The following is a 16,023-nucleotide window of genomic DNA, read 5'->3' as shown; positions in this document are numbered from 1 at the left end:
GTCCGACAGTGGCGACACTGGCCGATGCTGCGGCGGGAACGCGGGACGCTTGCCTGCTAGCCTGCCTGCTCGTGCCGCAGATTGATCCATCAGTAGCCGCTTATGTGGACGCATACGTCGCCGGCTGGGCACTGTCGCGGCGAACTACGAGCCCAGAGCCGGTCGAGCACGGATGGCATGTGCTCACCGGGACCGAGACCGAGCCGGAGCGGTATGTACTGACCGGTGGTGACGCTGAGGACATCCGGCGGGTCATGCGCGCCATGCCGAGATCCGGTTCCCACGTGAAATTCGCCGGCGACCGCGATGACTGGCTCATTCTTGCCGACGCCGAGTGGGAGGTCGACCCCACCGGGTGGTTCATGGCCTACGACCCTCGGCCGCAGATGCAGCGACCTTCCGGTACGGCCCCCGATGGGCGACCTGATCACGGCGACGATTGACGAGCACGTGGCCCGGACCGAGGTCGGGCACGACGGCGAGGTGATCGCGTCGGGCCGAGCCGGCCGCGAACTCCACTCTGGAAGCCCCCGTAGGGCCGGTTTCATCCGACCGGGCTACCGTCGCGGCTACCGGCCCGCTTGCACTGCTGCGAAACCGTCGGCCCGACGGTCCGGTCGCACCGGAAAGCGGCAGCAGACCCGTCACGAAGGCCGCGGCGTCCTAAGCGGTCGCCGCTGGCACACCAGGTTGACCCGCGTGTATTAGCGCATCCGCGTCGCCGGGTCATGGCCCATCCGCTCTGCGACCTCGCGCACACGGTAGCCGGAGTCAAGCAGACTCGACACGAGCATGTGCCGGACCTGGTGCGGACCACCCTCACACCCGACGCCGCGTCGTAGCCGTTGCCAGGCCGCGGTGGCGGTTGAGCCGCAGGGCTCGTCAATAGAGGATGCTGGGCAGGTACGCCCCCGCCGGCTCGTTGTAGAGGCCGATGGTCATCAACGTCATGAGTTGGGTGATCTTCAGGCCGTTGCGCAGGCCCCACTGGAGCAATGCGCTGTTGTTCGCGGGAACGAGGATGCCTGGGCCGGCGAAGGCGGTGGCTGCCCCGATCAGAGCCTTGATGTCGTCTGTCGTCTCACCCACCGCGTGGGCGAAGAACGCCAGGTCCGTGGCGTAACCGGTCAGGCGGCCGTCGTGCTCGACAACCCGGGCCGTGCCCTGCTTGAGGGCGTCGATGACTTCCCCGCCACGGTCGGTCCCGTGGACCCGGCGGCACAGGTCGTTGCAGGCTGCCAGGTCCGCGTCCGTAGCGGTTCGCACGGTGTGGCCGGCGATAGTGAGCCCGATCGGTGGGCCCTGAAGACACGCCAGGGTCTCGCGAAACTCGAAGCCCAGGCTGGCGTACAGGGCGAACGACCTGCAGTGGTAACTCGACTGCAGGAGCCGGATTCCCGGGGCGTGCCGTTGCGCGGCCCTGTGCATGACGTCTTCCATCAGCAGACGGCCCGTGCCGTGGTTCTGGCGGTCCGGATCGACGGTCACCGGGCCGACGCCGCCGACCGGTGAGCGTTCGTCGAGGAAGTTGCTCCCGACGACCCGCCCGTCGCGCTCGGCGACCACGCTGTAAAAGCCCGGATGGTCCAGCAGGGATTCCACCAGCCCCGTCGCAGCGTCCTGGCTCGGAAAATCACTGGGAAAGCCGTGCTCGCGGGCGATTCGGTCGAACGCGTCGAAGCATATCCTTCCGCACTCATCCGTATCGGCACGCGTCCCCGGGCGCAAGAGGAGATCCATGGCCACCTCCGGTCATCGGGTGCCACAAGTACACGCCGCCGGTCGGCGCCGGCACATATCCGGCCTGATCGCGACGCCTTCCACTCTATGAAACACCTGCCGTCTCGGCCGTGCCAGGCGCCGTGGACGCCGACTCCAGCGATCGTGCGCAACGGCTCGGTGAAATCGAGGGCTTCGATGAGCGACCCCGGCACACCGCCGCCGCGTACCGTGGAACCGGAACACTGGGTTGGAGGCGTATGGATGAGCGGATCCGTGCCGGCACGCCATGACGGCCCGACTTCATCGGTCACCCTGCCGACCAACGTGATCGACCTGCCGGCCCGTGCCGACGACCGTACACAACGCGAAATCATCGCACAGGCGGCAGCGGTGTTCGCGAAGATCTTGACCGGCGGGCGGGTCCCCGCCCAGCTTCCCACTGGTGACCGCGATCCGCAGGCACCGCTGCTGCGCTGCACGCCCACGCCCTGGTGGCGATTCTGGGTTCACCGATCGATGGCGGCCACGATGTGCTCGACGAGGTGCTATGCCATGAAGCTGAATACTGGCGAGCCCAGGCCCAGCGCTCACGGCCGCCACTGGTCGACACTGATGTAGATCCGGAAATGCTGGAGCAGGCCGTCGCCCCGCTGCGGCAGTTGGCAGCGGTCGCGGCCCTGCTCGGCGCCAGCGACAGCAACGACTGACAGGTCTGGTGTCCCGCACACCGGCCGTGTCCGACGTCGACACGCGGACCGTCGACCGGTGGGTGACATGGCTGGCTGACCTGTACCCCGCTGGTCCGGGCACCGCGCTGGGCACGCTACAGCCCGATCTGCTCGCCGAGCACCTGGCTGCCCAAGTCCTGGCCTCCTGTGACCCACGGCAGTTGACCCGGGTGTTCGCCGGGATCAGCGAAGCCCAGGCCGTACAGGCGCTGACCGTGATCGGCCGGGCGGTGCACCATCACCCCGCGCCTACCTCGCTGATCGGCTCAGTCCTGGCAGCCGATGTCGCGGCCATGACCGGCGCGGTGATCGCCGTGGCCGTGCAGTTCCCCGGCCGCTACACCGACCCACTATCAGCGCTTCTGCCCGAACAGCTTGACCTGACAATGCTGCAGAATCTAGCCGAGCAGATCCCTTACCCGTCCCTGGAGCTGCACCGAATCGCTGCTGTACTGACCACTACCATCGTTGACCGGCTACCGGCCGGCAACACCGAAACCCGGGCAACATGGCTCACCTGGCATGCGCTACGGCTGGCTGAGGCCGGTAGGCGGGAAGCGGCGCTAGCCACCGCCGAGGAAGCCGTCACCAGCTACCGGCGACTGGCCGAGGCCAACCCGGACGCGTTTCTGCCCAACCTGGCCACGGCGCTGAACAACCTCGGCGGGATGCTGTCGGGTCTGGGGCGGCGGGAGGCGGCGTTGACCGTGACCGAGGAAGCCGTAACCAGCTCCCGGCGACTGGCCGAGGCCAACCCCGATGCGTTCCCGCCCGACCTGGCCGGGTCGTTGAACAACCTCGGCCTGATGCTGTCAGGTCTGGGGCGGTGGGAGGCGGCGTTGGCCGCGACCGAGGAGGCTGTCACCGGCTACCGGCGGCTGGCCGAGGCCAACCCGGACGCGTTTCTGCCCAACCTGGCCTATGGGCTGTGGGGTGCCGCATGGGCGCGCCATCTCCGCGCCGCCGAACTCGACACTGCGCTTTCGCTGGCAGAGGAGTCAGTAAGCCTATATGCGGAGCTGGTGGAAAGTGAGCCGGAGGCCTTCGCGAGCGGTCTTCGGTCAGCACTGGTTACCCAGGCTGACATCTTGGAAGCCCTCGGCCAGCGTGAGGATGCCGACGAGATCCGCCAGTTGCTCGGCCCGCCGGATGAGTACGGGGATGTTCCAGTCCAGGCGTAACGGATCACGTCCGTAAGGGGATCCCTCACCGGACAGGGCACGGCCTGGCCGACTTCGACGACGCTCATGGCCTGCACATTCTCACTTACCCCGTACGGTGACCATTCTCAGTAACCCGGGCTATCCGTTACACCGTTGCGCTCCGACCGCCGGGCTTGGCGGTCGGAGCGGGCGACTGCCGCGACTCGATCGTTGAAGGACACGGGTCAGCTTCGCGTGGCGCGAAGTGACCGGTACGCATTGCCCGTCCGACGTCGCCACGAGGTGACGTTCAGCAGGCGGCCCCGTGCTCATGAACCCAGCAGCGATCCTCGGAGAGGCAGTATGAAGCGCCCGTCGTGACGGCCCAGTCAATCTGACTGAACCCTCGCTCATGCCAGGGCAGGCCGCCGCCGGTGCGTGCAGCCCAAAGGGTCTGGTGTGGATGCCTCCGGCTCGGAACGACGCGGCATGCAGACAACTCCAGCAGGTCCTCGATTGGCAACTCGGCCCCCTGCCCCGGCACGACGACGAGGTCGGTGGCGATGCTGACGGCATGGCCGAGAGCTTTCAGCTGGCTCGCTGTCCGCGCCGCGTTGCGGTCTAGCTGCAGGCTGGCGCTTGCGGCAGCAGGATACAGGGTACCCGCGACGTCGCGACGGGGCCGTAAATGACGAAGTATTGCCTGCTCGCCGCGGCGCCGTCGAGGTTGATGACCAGCGTGCCGGGTGCTCGTCGGGTGGCGTGGTGCGCCGAGCCGTGGGCCTTTGCTTCCTCGGCGTCCAGCCGCCGCCACCACGGTCACGAGTCGCACCTCACACTTGAACGTTCAAGTGTTGCTGCTAAGCTGACACTTGAACGTTCAAGTGATGTCTGTGGCGGGTCGGTACCTGTGGCTCAACGCCACGACCCCGCCAGCCATGCAATCCGTCGGCCGGCCTCACACTGGCCAGCCGGCCCAGCAAGGAGAGAACCGCATGAGTGACCTCAAGATCGCCGTCATCCTCGGCAGCACCCGGCCCGGCCGTAACGGCAAGGCCGTCGCAGACTGGGTGATGGACCAGTCCGGCGCCCGCACCGGCGCCGAATACGAGCTGGTCGACCTCGCCGACTTCCCGCTGCCCCACCTGGACGAGGCCATGCCGCCAGCCATGGGCCAGTACCAGGGTGAGCACACCAAGGCATGGGCGTCCAAGATCGCCGAGTTCGACGGGTATGTCTTCGTGACCCCCGAGTACAACCACTCCACCTCCGGGGTGCTCAAGAACGCGATCGACTACCTGTACGGCGAGTGGAACAACAAGGCCGCCGCCTTCGTCTCCTACGGTTCCCTCGGCGGAGCTCGGGCCATCGAGCACCTGCGGACCGTGGCCAGCGAACTGCAGCTGGCCCACGTACGTCAGCAGCTGTCCTTCTCGCTGTTCACGGACTTCGAGCACTTCTCCGTCTTCAAGCCGGCTCCGCAGCACGACGCCGCGGCGACCATCCTGTTCGACCAGCTGGAGTCCTGGACCCGCGCCCTCAAGACCGTCCGGGTTTGACGCCCTCGCCTGCCGGAAGGCAGGCGACGGGAAACCCGTCCGCCTTCAGGCGGACGGCGCCGTCCGGGTCGACACCACCGCGTCCCGTCCGCCCACCGACTCGGCGTCGCGGGTACACCGCGACGTCGAGTCCGGCCGCACCCGCGGCAAGATCATCCTCGTTCCATGAAGGAGTCCCTGATGACTGACACTTCCGTCTCCCCGCCGGCCTCGCGGCTGCGCGTCGGCGCTCTCACGGTCGGCGGTGCCGTCCTGGCCGCTGCGCTGCTCTGGACGGCCGCCCAGATTCTGGATATCGACCTGGTCGTCGACCCCGGCAACGGCCAGGCGCCCTCTGCGGTCAGCCTGCCGCTCACCGTCACGTTCACGCTCGTCGTCGGCCTGCTCGGCTGGGGTGCGCGGGCGCTGCTGGACCGGTTCACCCGCAGCGCATCGGTCGTGTGGACCGTGCTTGCCGTATCGGTGCTGTTGGTGTCCTTCATGCCCCTGTTCGTCTTCGCGGCAACCGGGGCAACCAAGACGATCCTGGGGCTGATGCACGTCGCGGTCGCCGCCGTGCTGATCTCCACCTTCAGCCGACGCAAGCCTTGACCATAGGTCAGCGCAACCGCGATGCCGGTCGCCGCAGTACCACCACGCACGTCGGATCGCCACCGTGCGGGGTGGTACGGCGACAGCCGGAGCGGGCGGTGTCCCGGAACGGACAGGGGTCAGGTTCCGGGACCCGCACTCTTCGCCGACTCCCGATCGAGGACGGTCGGCCCGGCGGATGCCTTTCCGCCCGGCGGCCCCTCAGCGAGCCGGCCGGTCCGCATCATCGACCTGGCGCCCTGACCATGCACTCGGGGCCTGATCTCCCCAGCGTGCTGCGACATGAGCGGGTGCGGTGATCCCTTCGACGCACGTCATCAGGCACCTTCAGCCAGCCAATTCCTCACGAAGTACCGAAGTGGATACCCCCATGTCTCGCACAGCCCTCAAAGCTGCCGGCGACGCGCACGCCGAGCGTTGGAAAGCGCTCGTCTTCATCGCCCTCGCCCAGCTGATCGTCGTCCTCGACGCCACCATCGTGAACATCGCCTTGCCCTCCGCCCAGCAGGAGCTGGGCATCTCCGACGGCGACCGGCAGTGGGTCGTCACCGCCTACGCGCTGGCCTTCGGCGGCCTGGTCCTGTTCGGCGGCCGGGTGGCCGACCTGTGGGGCCGCAAGCGCGCCTTCGTCATCGGCCTGATCGGTTTCGCCGCCGCCTCCGCGCTCGGCGGCGCGGCGACCACCGGCACCATGATGTTCGGCGCCCGTGCCCTGCAGGGCGCCTTCGGCGCCCTGCTCGCCCCCGCCGCGCTCTCGCTGCTCGCCGTGATGTTCACCGACGCAAAGGAGCGCGCCAAGGCGTTCGGCATCTACGGCGCGATCGCCGGCGGCGGCAGCGCCGTCGGCTTCATCCTCGGCGGTGCGCTCACCGAGTACCTGGACTGGCGCTGGACGTTCTACGTCAACATCCCGTTCGCCATCGCCGCGGCGGCCGGCGCCTACTTCGTCATCCGCGAGCCCGAGGGCAGCCGCAACCGCCACCCGCTCGACATCCCCGGCGTGGTCCTGTCCATCCTGGCCCTGACCTGCCTGGTCTACGGCTTCAACTACGCCGAGTCCCACGGCTGGGGCGACAGCACCACCCTCTCCCTGTTGGGCGGTGGGGTGGTCCTGCTGCTCGCCTTCGTCATCACCGAGGCCCGGGTCAAGGCACCACTGCTGCCCCTGCGAGTGGTCACCGACCGCAACCGCGGCGGCGTCTACCTCTCCCTCGCCCTCGCGGTCATCGCCATCTTCGGCACCTTCCTGTTCCTGACCTACTACCTGCAGGTCGTAAAGGGCTACTCGCCGATCATGAGCGGGTTCTGCTTCCTGCCGATGGTGGCGGGCATGATGATCGGCTCGACGCAGATCGGGCCGCGTCTGATGACCCGCATTCCGGCCCGGATCCTGATGGGCGCGGGCTACCTGGTGGCCGCGGCCGGCATGTTCCTGCTCGCGCAGATGGAGATCCGCTCGTCCTACGCCTCGACCGTCCTGCCGGCTCTGGCGCTGCTCGGTCTCGGCATGGGTATGACCTTCATGCCTGCCATGTCCCTGGCCACTGCGGGCGTCGAGCCCCGCGACGCCGGCGTTGCGTCCGCGATGGTCAACACCTCGCAGCAGGTGGGCGGCGCGATCGGCACAGCCCTGCTGAACACCATCGCCACGTCCATGACGACCTCGTATGTCCGGGACCACACCGCCGGTGCCGCGACGAATCCGCAGCAGCAGCTGGTCCAACTGCAGGGCGTGGTGCACGGCTACACCACCGCCATCTGGTTCGCCATCGGCATGCTCGTGATCGCCACGCTGGTCGTCCTGTCCCTGGTCAACGTCGGCCGTACGTACCACGAGCGCACCGAGGACGAGGCGGCGGTGCCGGTGCTCGCCCACTGAGGCTCCAGGTCCCCTGATCCGGCCCCGCAGCGGGGCAATGCGGAAGGAACATACGTTGACAGAGCAGTTGCGATTGATGGCGGTCCACGCGCACCCGGACGACGAGTCCAGCAAAGGCGCCGCCAGCATGGCGAAGTACGTCGCCCAGGGCGTCGACGTCCTGGTGGCCACCTGCACCGGCGGCGAGCGCGGCTCCATTCTCAACCCGAAGCTCCAGGGCGACGCGGCGGTCGAGGCCGACATCCATGAGCTGCGGCGCAGCGAGATGGACGCCGCCTGCGAGATCCTGGGCGTCAAGCAGGCGTGGCTGGGGTTCGTCGACTCCGGTATGCCGCAGGGCGACCCGCTGCCCGTCGGCTGCTTCGCGCTGGTGCCGCTGGAGAAGGCGGCCGAGCCGCTGGTCCGGCTGATCCGGCAGTTCCGTCCCCACGTGATCACCACGTACGACGAGAACGGCGGCTACCCGCACCCCGACCACATCATGACCCACAAGGTCACGATGGCGGCCTTTGAGACGGCCGCAGACCCTGCTTCCTACCCGGAGTCCGGCCAGCCCTGGCAGCCGCTGAAGGTGTACTACAACCACGGCATGTCGATGGCCCGGGTCCGCGTGCTCCACGCCTACCTCGTGGAACATGGGCAAGAGTCCCCCTTCGGCGAGTGGATCGCCGTCTGGGACGAGGGCGGCCTCACCGAGCGGGAGATCACCACCCGGGTGCAGTGCGCCGACTGGTTCGACGTCCGCGACCGGGCGCTGCTCGCCCACGCCACGCAGATCGACCCGGACGGCCCGTGGTTCCGGGTGCCGCTCGACGTCCAGCGCGAGGTCTGGCCGACGGAGGAGTACGAGCTGGCCCGTTCGCTGGTCGACACTCGGCTGCCCGAGGACGATTTGTTCGCCGGCATCACCGTCGACACACTATCTGGCCTCGGGCTCGCCGAGGACTCCGTTCGTCAAGGTGCTGTGGCAACTGACGGGCGGTGTCCGTGCGGGGACGGAGCTACTGCTCCCGGCGGTCGATCCTCGCGCTGATCTTCTCAGCAGCGGTGCGCAGGCTGTCCAGCTCAGCGGGGTCGAGTACGTCGAAGACCAGGTCGCGCACGCAGGCCACGTGCCCCGGGGCGGCCTCGGCGAGATGGGCGCGGCCGGCTTCGGTCAAGATCGATAAGGTGTAGCGGCCATTGGTGGGGTCTGGCTCCCGGCGGACGAACCCGCGGCGCTCCAGCCTGCTGATCATGTGGGAGAGACGGGACAGCTCGGCATTGGTGAGGACGGCCAGGTCGCTCATGCGCATGCGTTGCCCCGGCTGATCGGACAGCCCGGCGAGGACGTAGTACTCGACGTAGCTAAGACCCGCGTCCCGCTGCAGCTGCGCTTCCAAGGCAATGGGCAGTTTGTGCATCATCAGGGCGAATTGCTGCCATGTCTCCAGCTCAGCCTGAGTCAGCCAGCGCGGCTGATCGTCCGGGCGTGAAGGCTGTTCAGACATGCCCGGAGTCTAGCTCGCGTGAACGTTCACGCGTCCTTCCCGGGGCATATGAAGGAGCTGTCCACGGGCTGTGGCAACCGGAACGCCGGCGCTAGCGGCCTCGCCTGTCTGACTATCTCCACGGCTTCGGACACCGGTTGAACGCCAGATTCGGCACCACAAGAACGTCGCTGGATTTCGTGTGCGGAGTTTCGACGCCACAGTTCTGTGAGCTCCGGAGCGGCTCCTGTTGTTGCCGCGTGGCAAGCTCGTCGCCATGATCGATGATTTCGCGAAGGACTTCCTGCACGGCCGGCTCAAGGTGATCCGTGAGGCGCTGGTCTGGAAGCTCGACGCTCTGTCCGAGTACGACATCCGGCGTCCCCGACGGAGACGGGAACCAATCTCCTTGGCCTGGTGAAGCATATGGCGACCTGTGAGGCCTGGTATTTCGGTGAGGTCTTCGGTCGCCCCTCCCCGCAGCCGCTGGGGCGATGGCAGGACGCGGACGGCAGCGACCTGTGGGCGACCCCGGACGAGACCCGCGAACAGATCATCGACTTCTACCAGCGTGCCTGCAAGCATACGGACGCGACGATCGCAGAGCTTCCCATCGACGCGCCTGGCCACGTGCCGTGGTGGTCGCTGCCCGACGTCAACCTGTTCAACATCATGATCCACATCCTTCAGGAGACCACCCGGCATGCCGGCCACGCTGACATCCTGCGTGAGCAGCTCGACGGCCGGACCGGGCTGAGGGTTTGTCCGTCAGTTTCGACACCAGGGGAGATGGCCACTCGATCGCATGGATTTCGATGTTCGCGAGTTTCGACACCACGCAGGGTGTTAGGTGCCAGGTAGCTCTCCCCCAATGGCGGACAGGAGATTCTCACACACTGGCGGACAATGCTTTTTCCCCGCGCCTACCGCGGTGGGTCATCGGCTGGCGTGCGCTGTGGGTGTCTGTTCGACGAGAGTGGCCGTGGCGCGGTCGAGGAATTCGCAGAACAGCTTGTGCTCGTCGGGGGTGAACCGGTCGGTGAGGGCGCGTTCGAGCACGATGACTTGCCGGTAGGCGTGGTCGAGCAGGTCGCGGCCGGCGCCGGTCAGGGTGGCGATCATGACTTTGGCGTGCACGGCGGACGGTTGCCGGTCGATGAGTCCCTTGTTCTGCATGCCTGTCAGGACGGTTGCCATGCTCTGTTGGGTGACTCCGCACGCGCGGGCCAGTTGAGCGCCGGACATGCCGTCCTCGCGGGACAGGATTAGTAGCACCGTGTACTGGGTCATGGACAGCCCGTAGCCGCGCAGCACTGCTTCGTGGTGGGCCATCAGCGCCTGTTCGGCGCGACGGATCCGGGTGCACACGTATTCCTCCACGGGCACGTCAGCCATGTCACAACTCCCTCATTTGACTAAGGTACCTGATACTGCCAAGGTTGCTCTGTATCAGGATACTGATTCAACCCAGGAGGTTAACGTGATGAAGGCTGTTGTTCTGGATGCCGACGACCAGTTCCGGATCACGGAGGCGGCCGTGCCTGCGCCGGGGCCCGGTGAGGTCGCGATCCGGGTCGCCTACGCCGGGGTGCAGTACGGTGACGTGCTGGTGCGCGAGGGACATTTCCCGATCCCGCGCCCGTTCGTGCCGGGTTTTGAGGCATCCGGCGACATCGTCGCGGTGGGCGACGGCGTGGACGAGGCCCGTATTGGCGAACAGGTTACCGCGCTGATCGGCGGGGGCGGTTACGCCGAAGTCGTGATCGCCCCCGCGGTGCTGGCGATCAACGCCGCACAGGTCGACCCGCGTACCGCGGCGGGGTTCGGGTGGGTCACCCCTACCGCCTACGACCTGATTCACACCGTCGCCGGGGTGCGGCCCGGGGACAGCGTGCTGATCCACGCCGCAGCCGGTGGTGTCGGGTCGCTGGCCGGACAGTTCGCCGCGGCGGCGGGCGCGCAGCGCATCGTGGGCGTGGTCGGCAACGCAGATCAGGTCGACTATGCCCGCCAGTTCGGTTACCACCAGGTGCTGGCGCGTGAGGAGTTCCCCGACGCCCTGGGTGGGGAGAAGTTCGACGTGATCCTCGATCCGATCGGTGGTGACACCCGTGTTGCGAACGTGGCGCGGCTGGCTGCACATGGCCGGATCGTGGTCTACGGCAACATCGCCACCTTCGAACCGGTCACCGTGTCGGCCAACGATCTGCTGATGCAGGGCCAGTCGTTGATGACCTACAACAGCAACCTGGCCAGCCAGACCAACCCGAAGCGGCTGGCCGACAGCGCCGCCCGCGCCATGAGCCTGGTCGCCGACGGGTCGGTACGCATAGACATCACCGCCGAGTACGAGCTGTCCGACGTCGAGACCGCGATCGCGAATCTGGCCGGCGGGCAGACCCGCGGCAAGAGCATCATCCGAGTCAGGTGAGCCCGATCGCCGATCCGATGGAGGCGCCCTATCGGATCGGCGATCGGCGTGCTGCCAGCGATGAAGACCAACGAGGAGATCATGGAGATCCTGGCCGCCTACGACCTGACCGGCAGCCACCGGCGGGCCGCCGTGTTGGTCGGCTGCGACCCATCACACCGTCCGCCACTACGTTCAATTACGCAATGCTGGAACCGGTCCGGCGCGACCGGCCGCGCGGGCGAAGAAGATCGACGAGTTCATGCCCAAGATCGAGGAGCCGGTCAAGGGCAGAGGCCGGCCGCGGCCCGATCAAGGTGTTCTTCCCGCAGACCTACCGGCCGGGTGCCGAGGCGGATTAGACGGCCGGCGTTGACAACACTCCCGGGGGCGTGTCGCCGAGCACCTTGTCGTGGCTCGCGGTGACCAGCGCGGCGCCTACGGCGCAGCGTGATTGCGGCGTCGGACTCATCGGAAGCAGCAGTTCGGACTCGAGCGGCGCCGAGCCGATGTCGGCCACCAGCGATGGGCCAAGGCGGCCAGAGGCGACCGTCACGAAGGAGGCGTATCCGCGTGTCAGGAAGTTGGACGGTAAATGGACACCGTTGTAGCCACGCTGGCCGGGCACGGCCGCAGCGCGGCGAGGAGGCCGACGCCCCCTTCTGGCAGATGCGTGGCGCCGCGGCTGGTCGCTATCAGCGGCAGCGAACCGGTTCGCCGCCGCGGACGACCCGTTCCCGCCCGTGATCACCGCATACCAGCCTAAGGTGAACTGAAACCGCCCAGGTCGCCAGCGTGCCGCCGCGGCCTGGCCCGCTGCCAAGACACCACCGGAGATGAGCCGGATGAGCACCTACCGTGCCGTCGAAGTCGCGGCCGACGGGAGCCTGCGACTAGCTGAACGCCCGCTGGTCGAGCCCGCGCCCGGACACGTCCGGGTCAAGGTCGAGGCGTGCGGGGTCTGCCACACCGACGCTTTCACCGTGCACCCTCGCCCCGAGTCCGAGCCCGCGCGAGTGCCCGGCCACGAGATCGCCGGACGGATCGACGCCCTCGGCGAGGGCGTCACCGGTTGGAACATCGGAGACCGGGCCGGCATCGGTTTTCTCGGAGGCCACGACGGCGTCTGCAACCCGTGCCGCCGCGGCGACTTCGCCGGCTGCGAGAACCAGCCCGTCACCGGAGTATCTGTCGACGGCGGCTACGCCGAGTACGCCTACGCCCGCGAGTCGGGCCTGGTGCGCCTACCCGAGCAGCTGTCCGCTGTCGCGGCCGCGCCGCTGCTGTGCGCGGGCTTCACCACGTACAACGCCCTGCTGAAAGCCGGCGTGCGGGGCGGGTCGCTGGTCGCCGTACAGGGAATCGGCGGACTGGGCCATCTCGGCGTGCAGTACGCCCGCCGTATGGGCGCGCAGGTGGTGGCGATCGCGCGCGGCACCGACAAGGAGCCGCTGGCCAGGCAGCTCGGCGCGCACCACTTCCTCGACAGCACCGCCGGGGACCTCGGCGACAGGCTCAAGGAGCTGGGCGGTGCCGATGTCATCCTCGCGACCGCCGCCAGCGGCTCGTCGATGACGCCGCTGATCCCCGGACTGGCCCGAGGCGGCACACTCATGGTGGTCGGCGCCTCCGAGGAACCGATCGAGGTGAGCCCGGTCGCGCTGCTCTACGGAACGATCCGGGTCACGGGCTTGATCACCGGCAGCGCCATCGAGAACGAGGACAACCTGCGCTTCGCCGTCGACCAGAGCGTCGCAGCGATGATCGAGCAGGCGCCGCTAGCCGACGCCGCCGCCGCGTACGACCGGATGATGAGCGGCAAGGCGCGTTTCCGGGTGGTGCTGACCATGACGTGAGGGCCGGTGTCAGCCGCCGGGGCGAACAGGCCGGCTCTTCCCGGAGCGCCGCGGCGCAGTGGCGTCCTCGCCGGTTCGCAATTCGCCGGATGGTGCGGGACACCTGCCGACATCTTCGTGTAAGCGACGAACAGGAGGATCCGATGTCCGACGTGAAGGTCGCCGTCGTCTACTACTCGGCCACCGGCTCCGTGCATCGCCTCGCCGAGGCGATCGCCCTCGGCGCCGCCGACACGGGAGCCGAGGTGCGGCTGCGCCGCGTCGCCGAACTCGCCCCGGACCATGCCATCGACGCCAACCCGGCCTGGCGCACGCACATCGAGGCAGTCAACCCCACCATTCCGGAGGCCACCCTGGACGACCTGGAGTGGGCCAACGCGTACGCGTTCGGTACTCCGACCCGTTTCGGCAACACCACCGCCCAGCTCAAGCAGTTCCTCGACACCTCCGGCGGGCTCTGGCTCGCCGGCAAGCTCGCCGACAAGCCGGTCACCAGCTTCACCTCGGCGATCAACGCGCACGGCGGCATGGAAAGCACGATCCTGTCGCTCAACAACGTCTTCTACCACTGGGGCTGCATCATCGTCGGGCCCGGCTACACCGACGACAGCGTGTACGCCGCCGGCGGCAACCCGTACGGCACCTCGTGGGCCTCGGGCACGCAGGGCAACAAACCCGACGCCGCGGCCACGGCCGCAGCGCGCTACCAGGGTAGGCGCCTGGCGATCATCGCCGCGAGACTGCTGGGCTGAGGGGCCTGTACAGCCCGCGCCAGGGCGAACGAGGGCTTTTCGGGGGCCTCTGGGGCCGCTGTTCGAGCACCGGCATCGCAATCGCAATGGCCCTGGCCGTCCTGCACGGAGAACGCCGATGGGGCCTGATGGGCCGGGACGGAACGTTACGCGCCGACGGGGCGCAGGTGCTGACCGAGTGGCCGCCCGTCGGCTACCTTGGCGGGCGTAAGTCAGTAACGAAAGCTGGAAAACTGCCCGATCCAGCCGATAACGCCGCACTGGATATTTAGCGATCCACGATCGACTGCGATGGCTATGTGAATAGGGTCGTGGTTGGCCGTCGCCGACGAGGTTGCATAGCCGTTATTGGGGTGCCAGCTTCGCAGTCATGGTCGGATCGATGACGAGCACCTTCGAAAACGCACAGCGGAGTCGAGCCTGTTCGGCCAGGTGTTGGAAGATCTGCTGTGACATCCCGGGGCCCTTCGCCTCGACAGTGAGGTGCAGGGCGACGATCGCGGGACCTCGGTCATCGACACCCATTGTCACGTCTGCTGTGGTGGTCACCGAGGCGATCTGGGAGCCTTCCTTGCCGGAGATGTTGGACAGGGCCTGGTTGTAGCAGGCAGCATATGCCGCCGCGAGCAGCTCTTCCGGGCAAGCTCCCTCGGCCCCCTCGAAGCGGCTCGCGTACGTGTATGGCACGGCATCGAGGGTGGCGCTGGTGGTAGAGATTGTTCCGGCACCGTCCTGGAGCGTTCCAGTCCAGTCCGAGTGGCCGCTTACCGTGCGCATATCTCACTCCTTCACCTGATGGGGCGCTGCAGCGCCCAGGTCCCGGGCGCGCCGGTGACCTCGCGGCGGCTGTGCCCGCTCGGGAGCCTTCCCGGCGGACCGCAACAAGTGACCGCCGATGAAGGTAGTGCTCGGATAAGGGTCGTTCATGGCGTCGTGGACAGCCAGGTAAGGAAGTCCACGAGTTCCCGGTTGACTTCGTTGGGGCGTTCCTGCTGGGTCCAGTGGCCGCAGCCGGGCAGGATCAGGGCGCGCCACAGCCGTGGCGCCGCCTGCTCTACGGTGTTCAAGGTGGCCTCGACGCCGCGCAGGCCGACGACCATGTCGCGGTCTCCGGCGAGGTAGAGCGCGGGCACCTCGATCCGGCGGCCGCGGAACGCCGCGAGCAGTTCCCAGTTGCGTTCGATGTTGCGGTACCAGTTGAGGCCGCCGGTGAAGGCTCGGTCGCCGTGGCGGGAGTAGTCGGCCACGAAGGCCTCGATGTCGTCTTCGGTGAGCCAGTTCGGCAGTCGTATCGGGTCAGGCATCACGTCCAGCAGCGTGCCCTGGTCGGGGACGATCCATGGGCGGGGCGGATCGCTGGATGGGCTGTCGCCCGAGGCGCCGGCCAGTAACCGGCGGAATGTGGTCGCCGGGTCTTGGGCCAGCATGGCGTCAGCTACCCCGGGCTGCTGGAAGACGACCTGGTAGTAGCCGTCGCCGAAGCTGTTGCGGGTGACCGACGGCGGAGTCATCCCTGCGGGCAGGACCGGCGGGACGCTCAGGCCCGCCACCGCGCGTACGACGTCCGGGCGCAGCATCGCGGTCACCCAGGCGACCGGGGCGCCCCAGTCGTGGCCGACGAGCACCGCCGCCTGCTCGCCGAGCGCGTCGATGAGCCCGATGACGTCGCCGGCGAGATGGAGCAGGCTGTAGGCCTGCACGTCTTCGGGCTGGTCGCTGCGGGCGTATCCACGCTGGTCAGGGGCGACGACCCGGTATCCTGCCGCGGCCAGCGGGCCGAACTGATGCCGCCACGAGTACCAGCTCTCCGGGAATCCGTGCAGCAGTAGAACCAGCGGGCCCGTTCCCTGCTCGGCGACGTGCAGCCTGACGCCGTTGACCGTGATGTACCTGTGCTGGACGTCGCCCGCCATAC

The 16,023-nt window shown here is 67.9% G+C and carries 16 protein-coding genes and 2 pseudogenes; 12 read left to right on the top strand and 6 right to left on the bottom strand.

Features of this window, described 5'->3' with window-relative positions; translation table 11 throughout:
* Positions 1-71 precede the first annotated feature (71 nt).
* Positions 72-443 carry a hypothetical protein gene (locus KUA19_RS30105; protein WP_217401344.1) on the top strand — a complete coding sequence of 124 codons (372 nt, stop codon included), beginning with the start codon at positions 72-74 and terminating at the stop codon, positions 441-443.
* Between the two features lie 439 nt (positions 444-882).
* Here KUA19_RS30105 and KUA19_RS30100 read toward each other — a convergent pair whose 3' ends face one another.
* On the bottom strand, positions 883-1,740 hold the full coding sequence (locus tag KUA19_RS30100; RefSeq protein ID WP_217401342.1) for a GNAT family N-acetyltransferase: 858 nt from the start codon (positions 1,738-1,740) through the stop codon (positions 883-885).
* Between the two features lie 473 nt (positions 1,741-2,213).
* Here KUA19_RS30100 and KUA19_RS30095 point away from each other — a divergent pair, with 473 nt between their 5' ends.
* The 6 genes from KUA19_RS30095 (at position 2,214) to mca (ending at position 8,654) form a co-directional block, all read left to right on the top strand.
* Positions 2,214-2,429 carry a hypothetical protein gene (locus tag KUA19_RS30095; protein ID WP_217401340.1) on the top strand — a complete coding sequence of 72 codons (216 nt, stop codon included), beginning with the start codon at positions 2,214-2,216 and terminating at the stop codon, positions 2,427-2,429.
* 26 nt (positions 2,430-2,455) lie between these two features.
* Positions 2,456-3,631 (top strand): tetratricopeptide repeat protein, encoded by a 1,176-nt coding sequence (locus KUA19_RS44140; protein WP_217401338.1) that lies wholly within the window; start codon positions 2,456-2,458, stop codon positions 3,629-3,631.
* 956 nt (positions 3,632-4,587) lie between these two features.
* On the top strand, positions 4,588-5,151 hold the full coding sequence (locus KUA19_RS30085; protein ID WP_217401336.1) for an NADPH-dependent FMN reductase: 564 nt from the start codon (positions 4,588-4,590) through the stop codon (positions 5,149-5,151).
* 165 nt (positions 5,152-5,316) lie between these two features.
* Positions 5,317-5,742, top strand: a complete 426-nt coding sequence (locus tag KUA19_RS30080; protein WP_217401334.1) for a DUF6069 family protein — start codon at positions 5,317-5,319, stop codon at positions 5,740-5,742.
* A 370-nt stretch (positions 5,743-6,112) separates the two neighbouring features.
* Positions 6,113-7,621: an MFS transporter gene (locus KUA19_RS30075; protein WP_217401332.1), complete on the top strand. Its 1,509-nt coding sequence runs from the start codon at positions 6,113-6,115 to the stop codon at positions 7,619-7,621.
* Positions 7,622-7,676: 55 nt separating this feature from the next.
* A complete protein-coding gene (gene mca / locus KUA19_RS30070) occupies positions 7,677-8,654 on the top strand; it encodes a mycothiol conjugate amidase Mca (RefSeq protein WP_217401330.1) in 978 nt (325 codons plus the stop codon).
* On the opposite strand, the gene KUA19_RS30065 is transcribed toward mca, so the two are convergent.
* Complete coding sequence (locus KUA19_RS30065) at positions 8,623-9,111, bottom strand: MarR family winged helix-turn-helix transcriptional regulator (RefSeq protein ID WP_217401328.1); 489 nt, start codon at positions 9,109-9,111, stop codon at positions 8,623-8,625. The genes mca and KUA19_RS30065 overlap by 32 nt on opposite strands.
* A 256-nt stretch (positions 9,112-9,367) precedes the next feature.
* Here KUA19_RS30065 and KUA19_RS30060 point away from each other — a divergent pair.
* Positions 9,368-9,951: pseudogene (locus KUA19_RS30060) on the top strand (DinB family protein).
* 75 nt (positions 9,952-10,026) lie between these two features.
* Here the strand turns inward: KUA19_RS30060 and KUA19_RS30055 are convergent.
* Entirely contained in the window at positions 10,027-10,485 is a 459-nt protein-coding gene (locus KUA19_RS30055; protein ID WP_217401326.1) for a MarR family winged helix-turn-helix transcriptional regulator, read from the bottom strand.
* On the opposite strand from KUA19_RS30055, the gene KUA19_RS30050 reads away from it, so the two are divergent.
* Both KUA19_RS30050 and KUA19_RS43265 read left to right on the top strand, forming a co-directional pair.
* Positions 10,484-11,521: a quinone oxidoreductase family protein gene (locus KUA19_RS30050; RefSeq protein WP_217401324.1), complete on the top strand. Its 1,038-nt coding sequence runs from the start codon at positions 10,484-10,486 to the stop codon at positions 11,519-11,521. The genes KUA19_RS30055 and KUA19_RS30050 overlap by 2 nt on opposite strands.
* Positions 11,522-11,581: 60 nt before the next feature.
* Positions 11,582-11,813: pseudogene (locus KUA19_RS43265) on the top strand (IS21 family transposase); the annotation flags it as partial.
* Positions 11,814-11,858: 45 nt separating this feature from the next.
* On the opposite strand, the gene KUA19_RS30045 reads toward KUA19_RS43265, so the two are convergent.
* Positions 11,859-12,128: a PLP-dependent aminotransferase family protein gene (locus KUA19_RS30045; RefSeq protein WP_217401322.1), complete on the bottom strand. Its 270-nt coding sequence runs from the start codon at positions 12,126-12,128 to the stop codon at positions 11,859-11,861.
* Positions 12,129-12,345: 217 nt separating this feature from the next.
* On the opposite strand from KUA19_RS30045, the gene KUA19_RS30040 reads away from it, so the two are divergent.
* Both KUA19_RS30040 and wrbA read left to right on the top strand, forming a co-directional pair.
* Positions 12,346-13,356: an alcohol dehydrogenase catalytic domain-containing protein gene (locus tag KUA19_RS30040; RefSeq protein ID WP_217401320.1), complete on the top strand. Its 1,011-nt coding sequence runs from the start codon at positions 12,346-12,348 to the stop codon at positions 13,354-13,356.
* Positions 13,357-13,499: 143 nt separating this feature from the next.
* Entirely contained in the window at positions 13,500-14,108 is a 609-nt protein-coding gene (gene wrbA, locus KUA19_RS30035; protein ID WP_217401318.1) for an NAD(P)H:quinone oxidoreductase, read from the top strand.
* A 345-nt stretch (positions 14,109-14,453) separates the two neighbouring features.
* On the opposite strand, the gene KUA19_RS30030 is transcribed toward wrbA, so the two are convergent.
* Together KUA19_RS30030 and KUA19_RS30025 are read right to left on the bottom strand one after the other, a co-directional pair.
* Positions 14,454-14,885: an OsmC family peroxiredoxin gene (locus KUA19_RS30030; protein ID WP_217401315.1), complete on the bottom strand. Its 432-nt coding sequence runs from the start codon at positions 14,883-14,885 to the stop codon at positions 14,454-14,456.
* Between the two features lie 146 nt (positions 14,886-15,031).
* A complete protein-coding gene (locus tag KUA19_RS30025) occupies positions 15,032-16,021 on the bottom strand; it encodes an alpha/beta fold hydrolase (protein WP_217401313.1) in 990 nt (329 codons plus the stop codon).
* Positions 16,022-16,023 lie beyond the last annotated feature (2 nt).

It is taken from the genome of Catellatospora tritici (genome assembly GCF_019083965.1).
GTDB classification, from domain to species: domain Bacteria; phylum Actinomycetota; class Actinomycetes; order Mycobacteriales; family Micromonosporaceae; genus Catellatospora; species Catellatospora tritici.
This window is presented reverse-complemented; position numbering and strand designations above follow the sequence as displayed.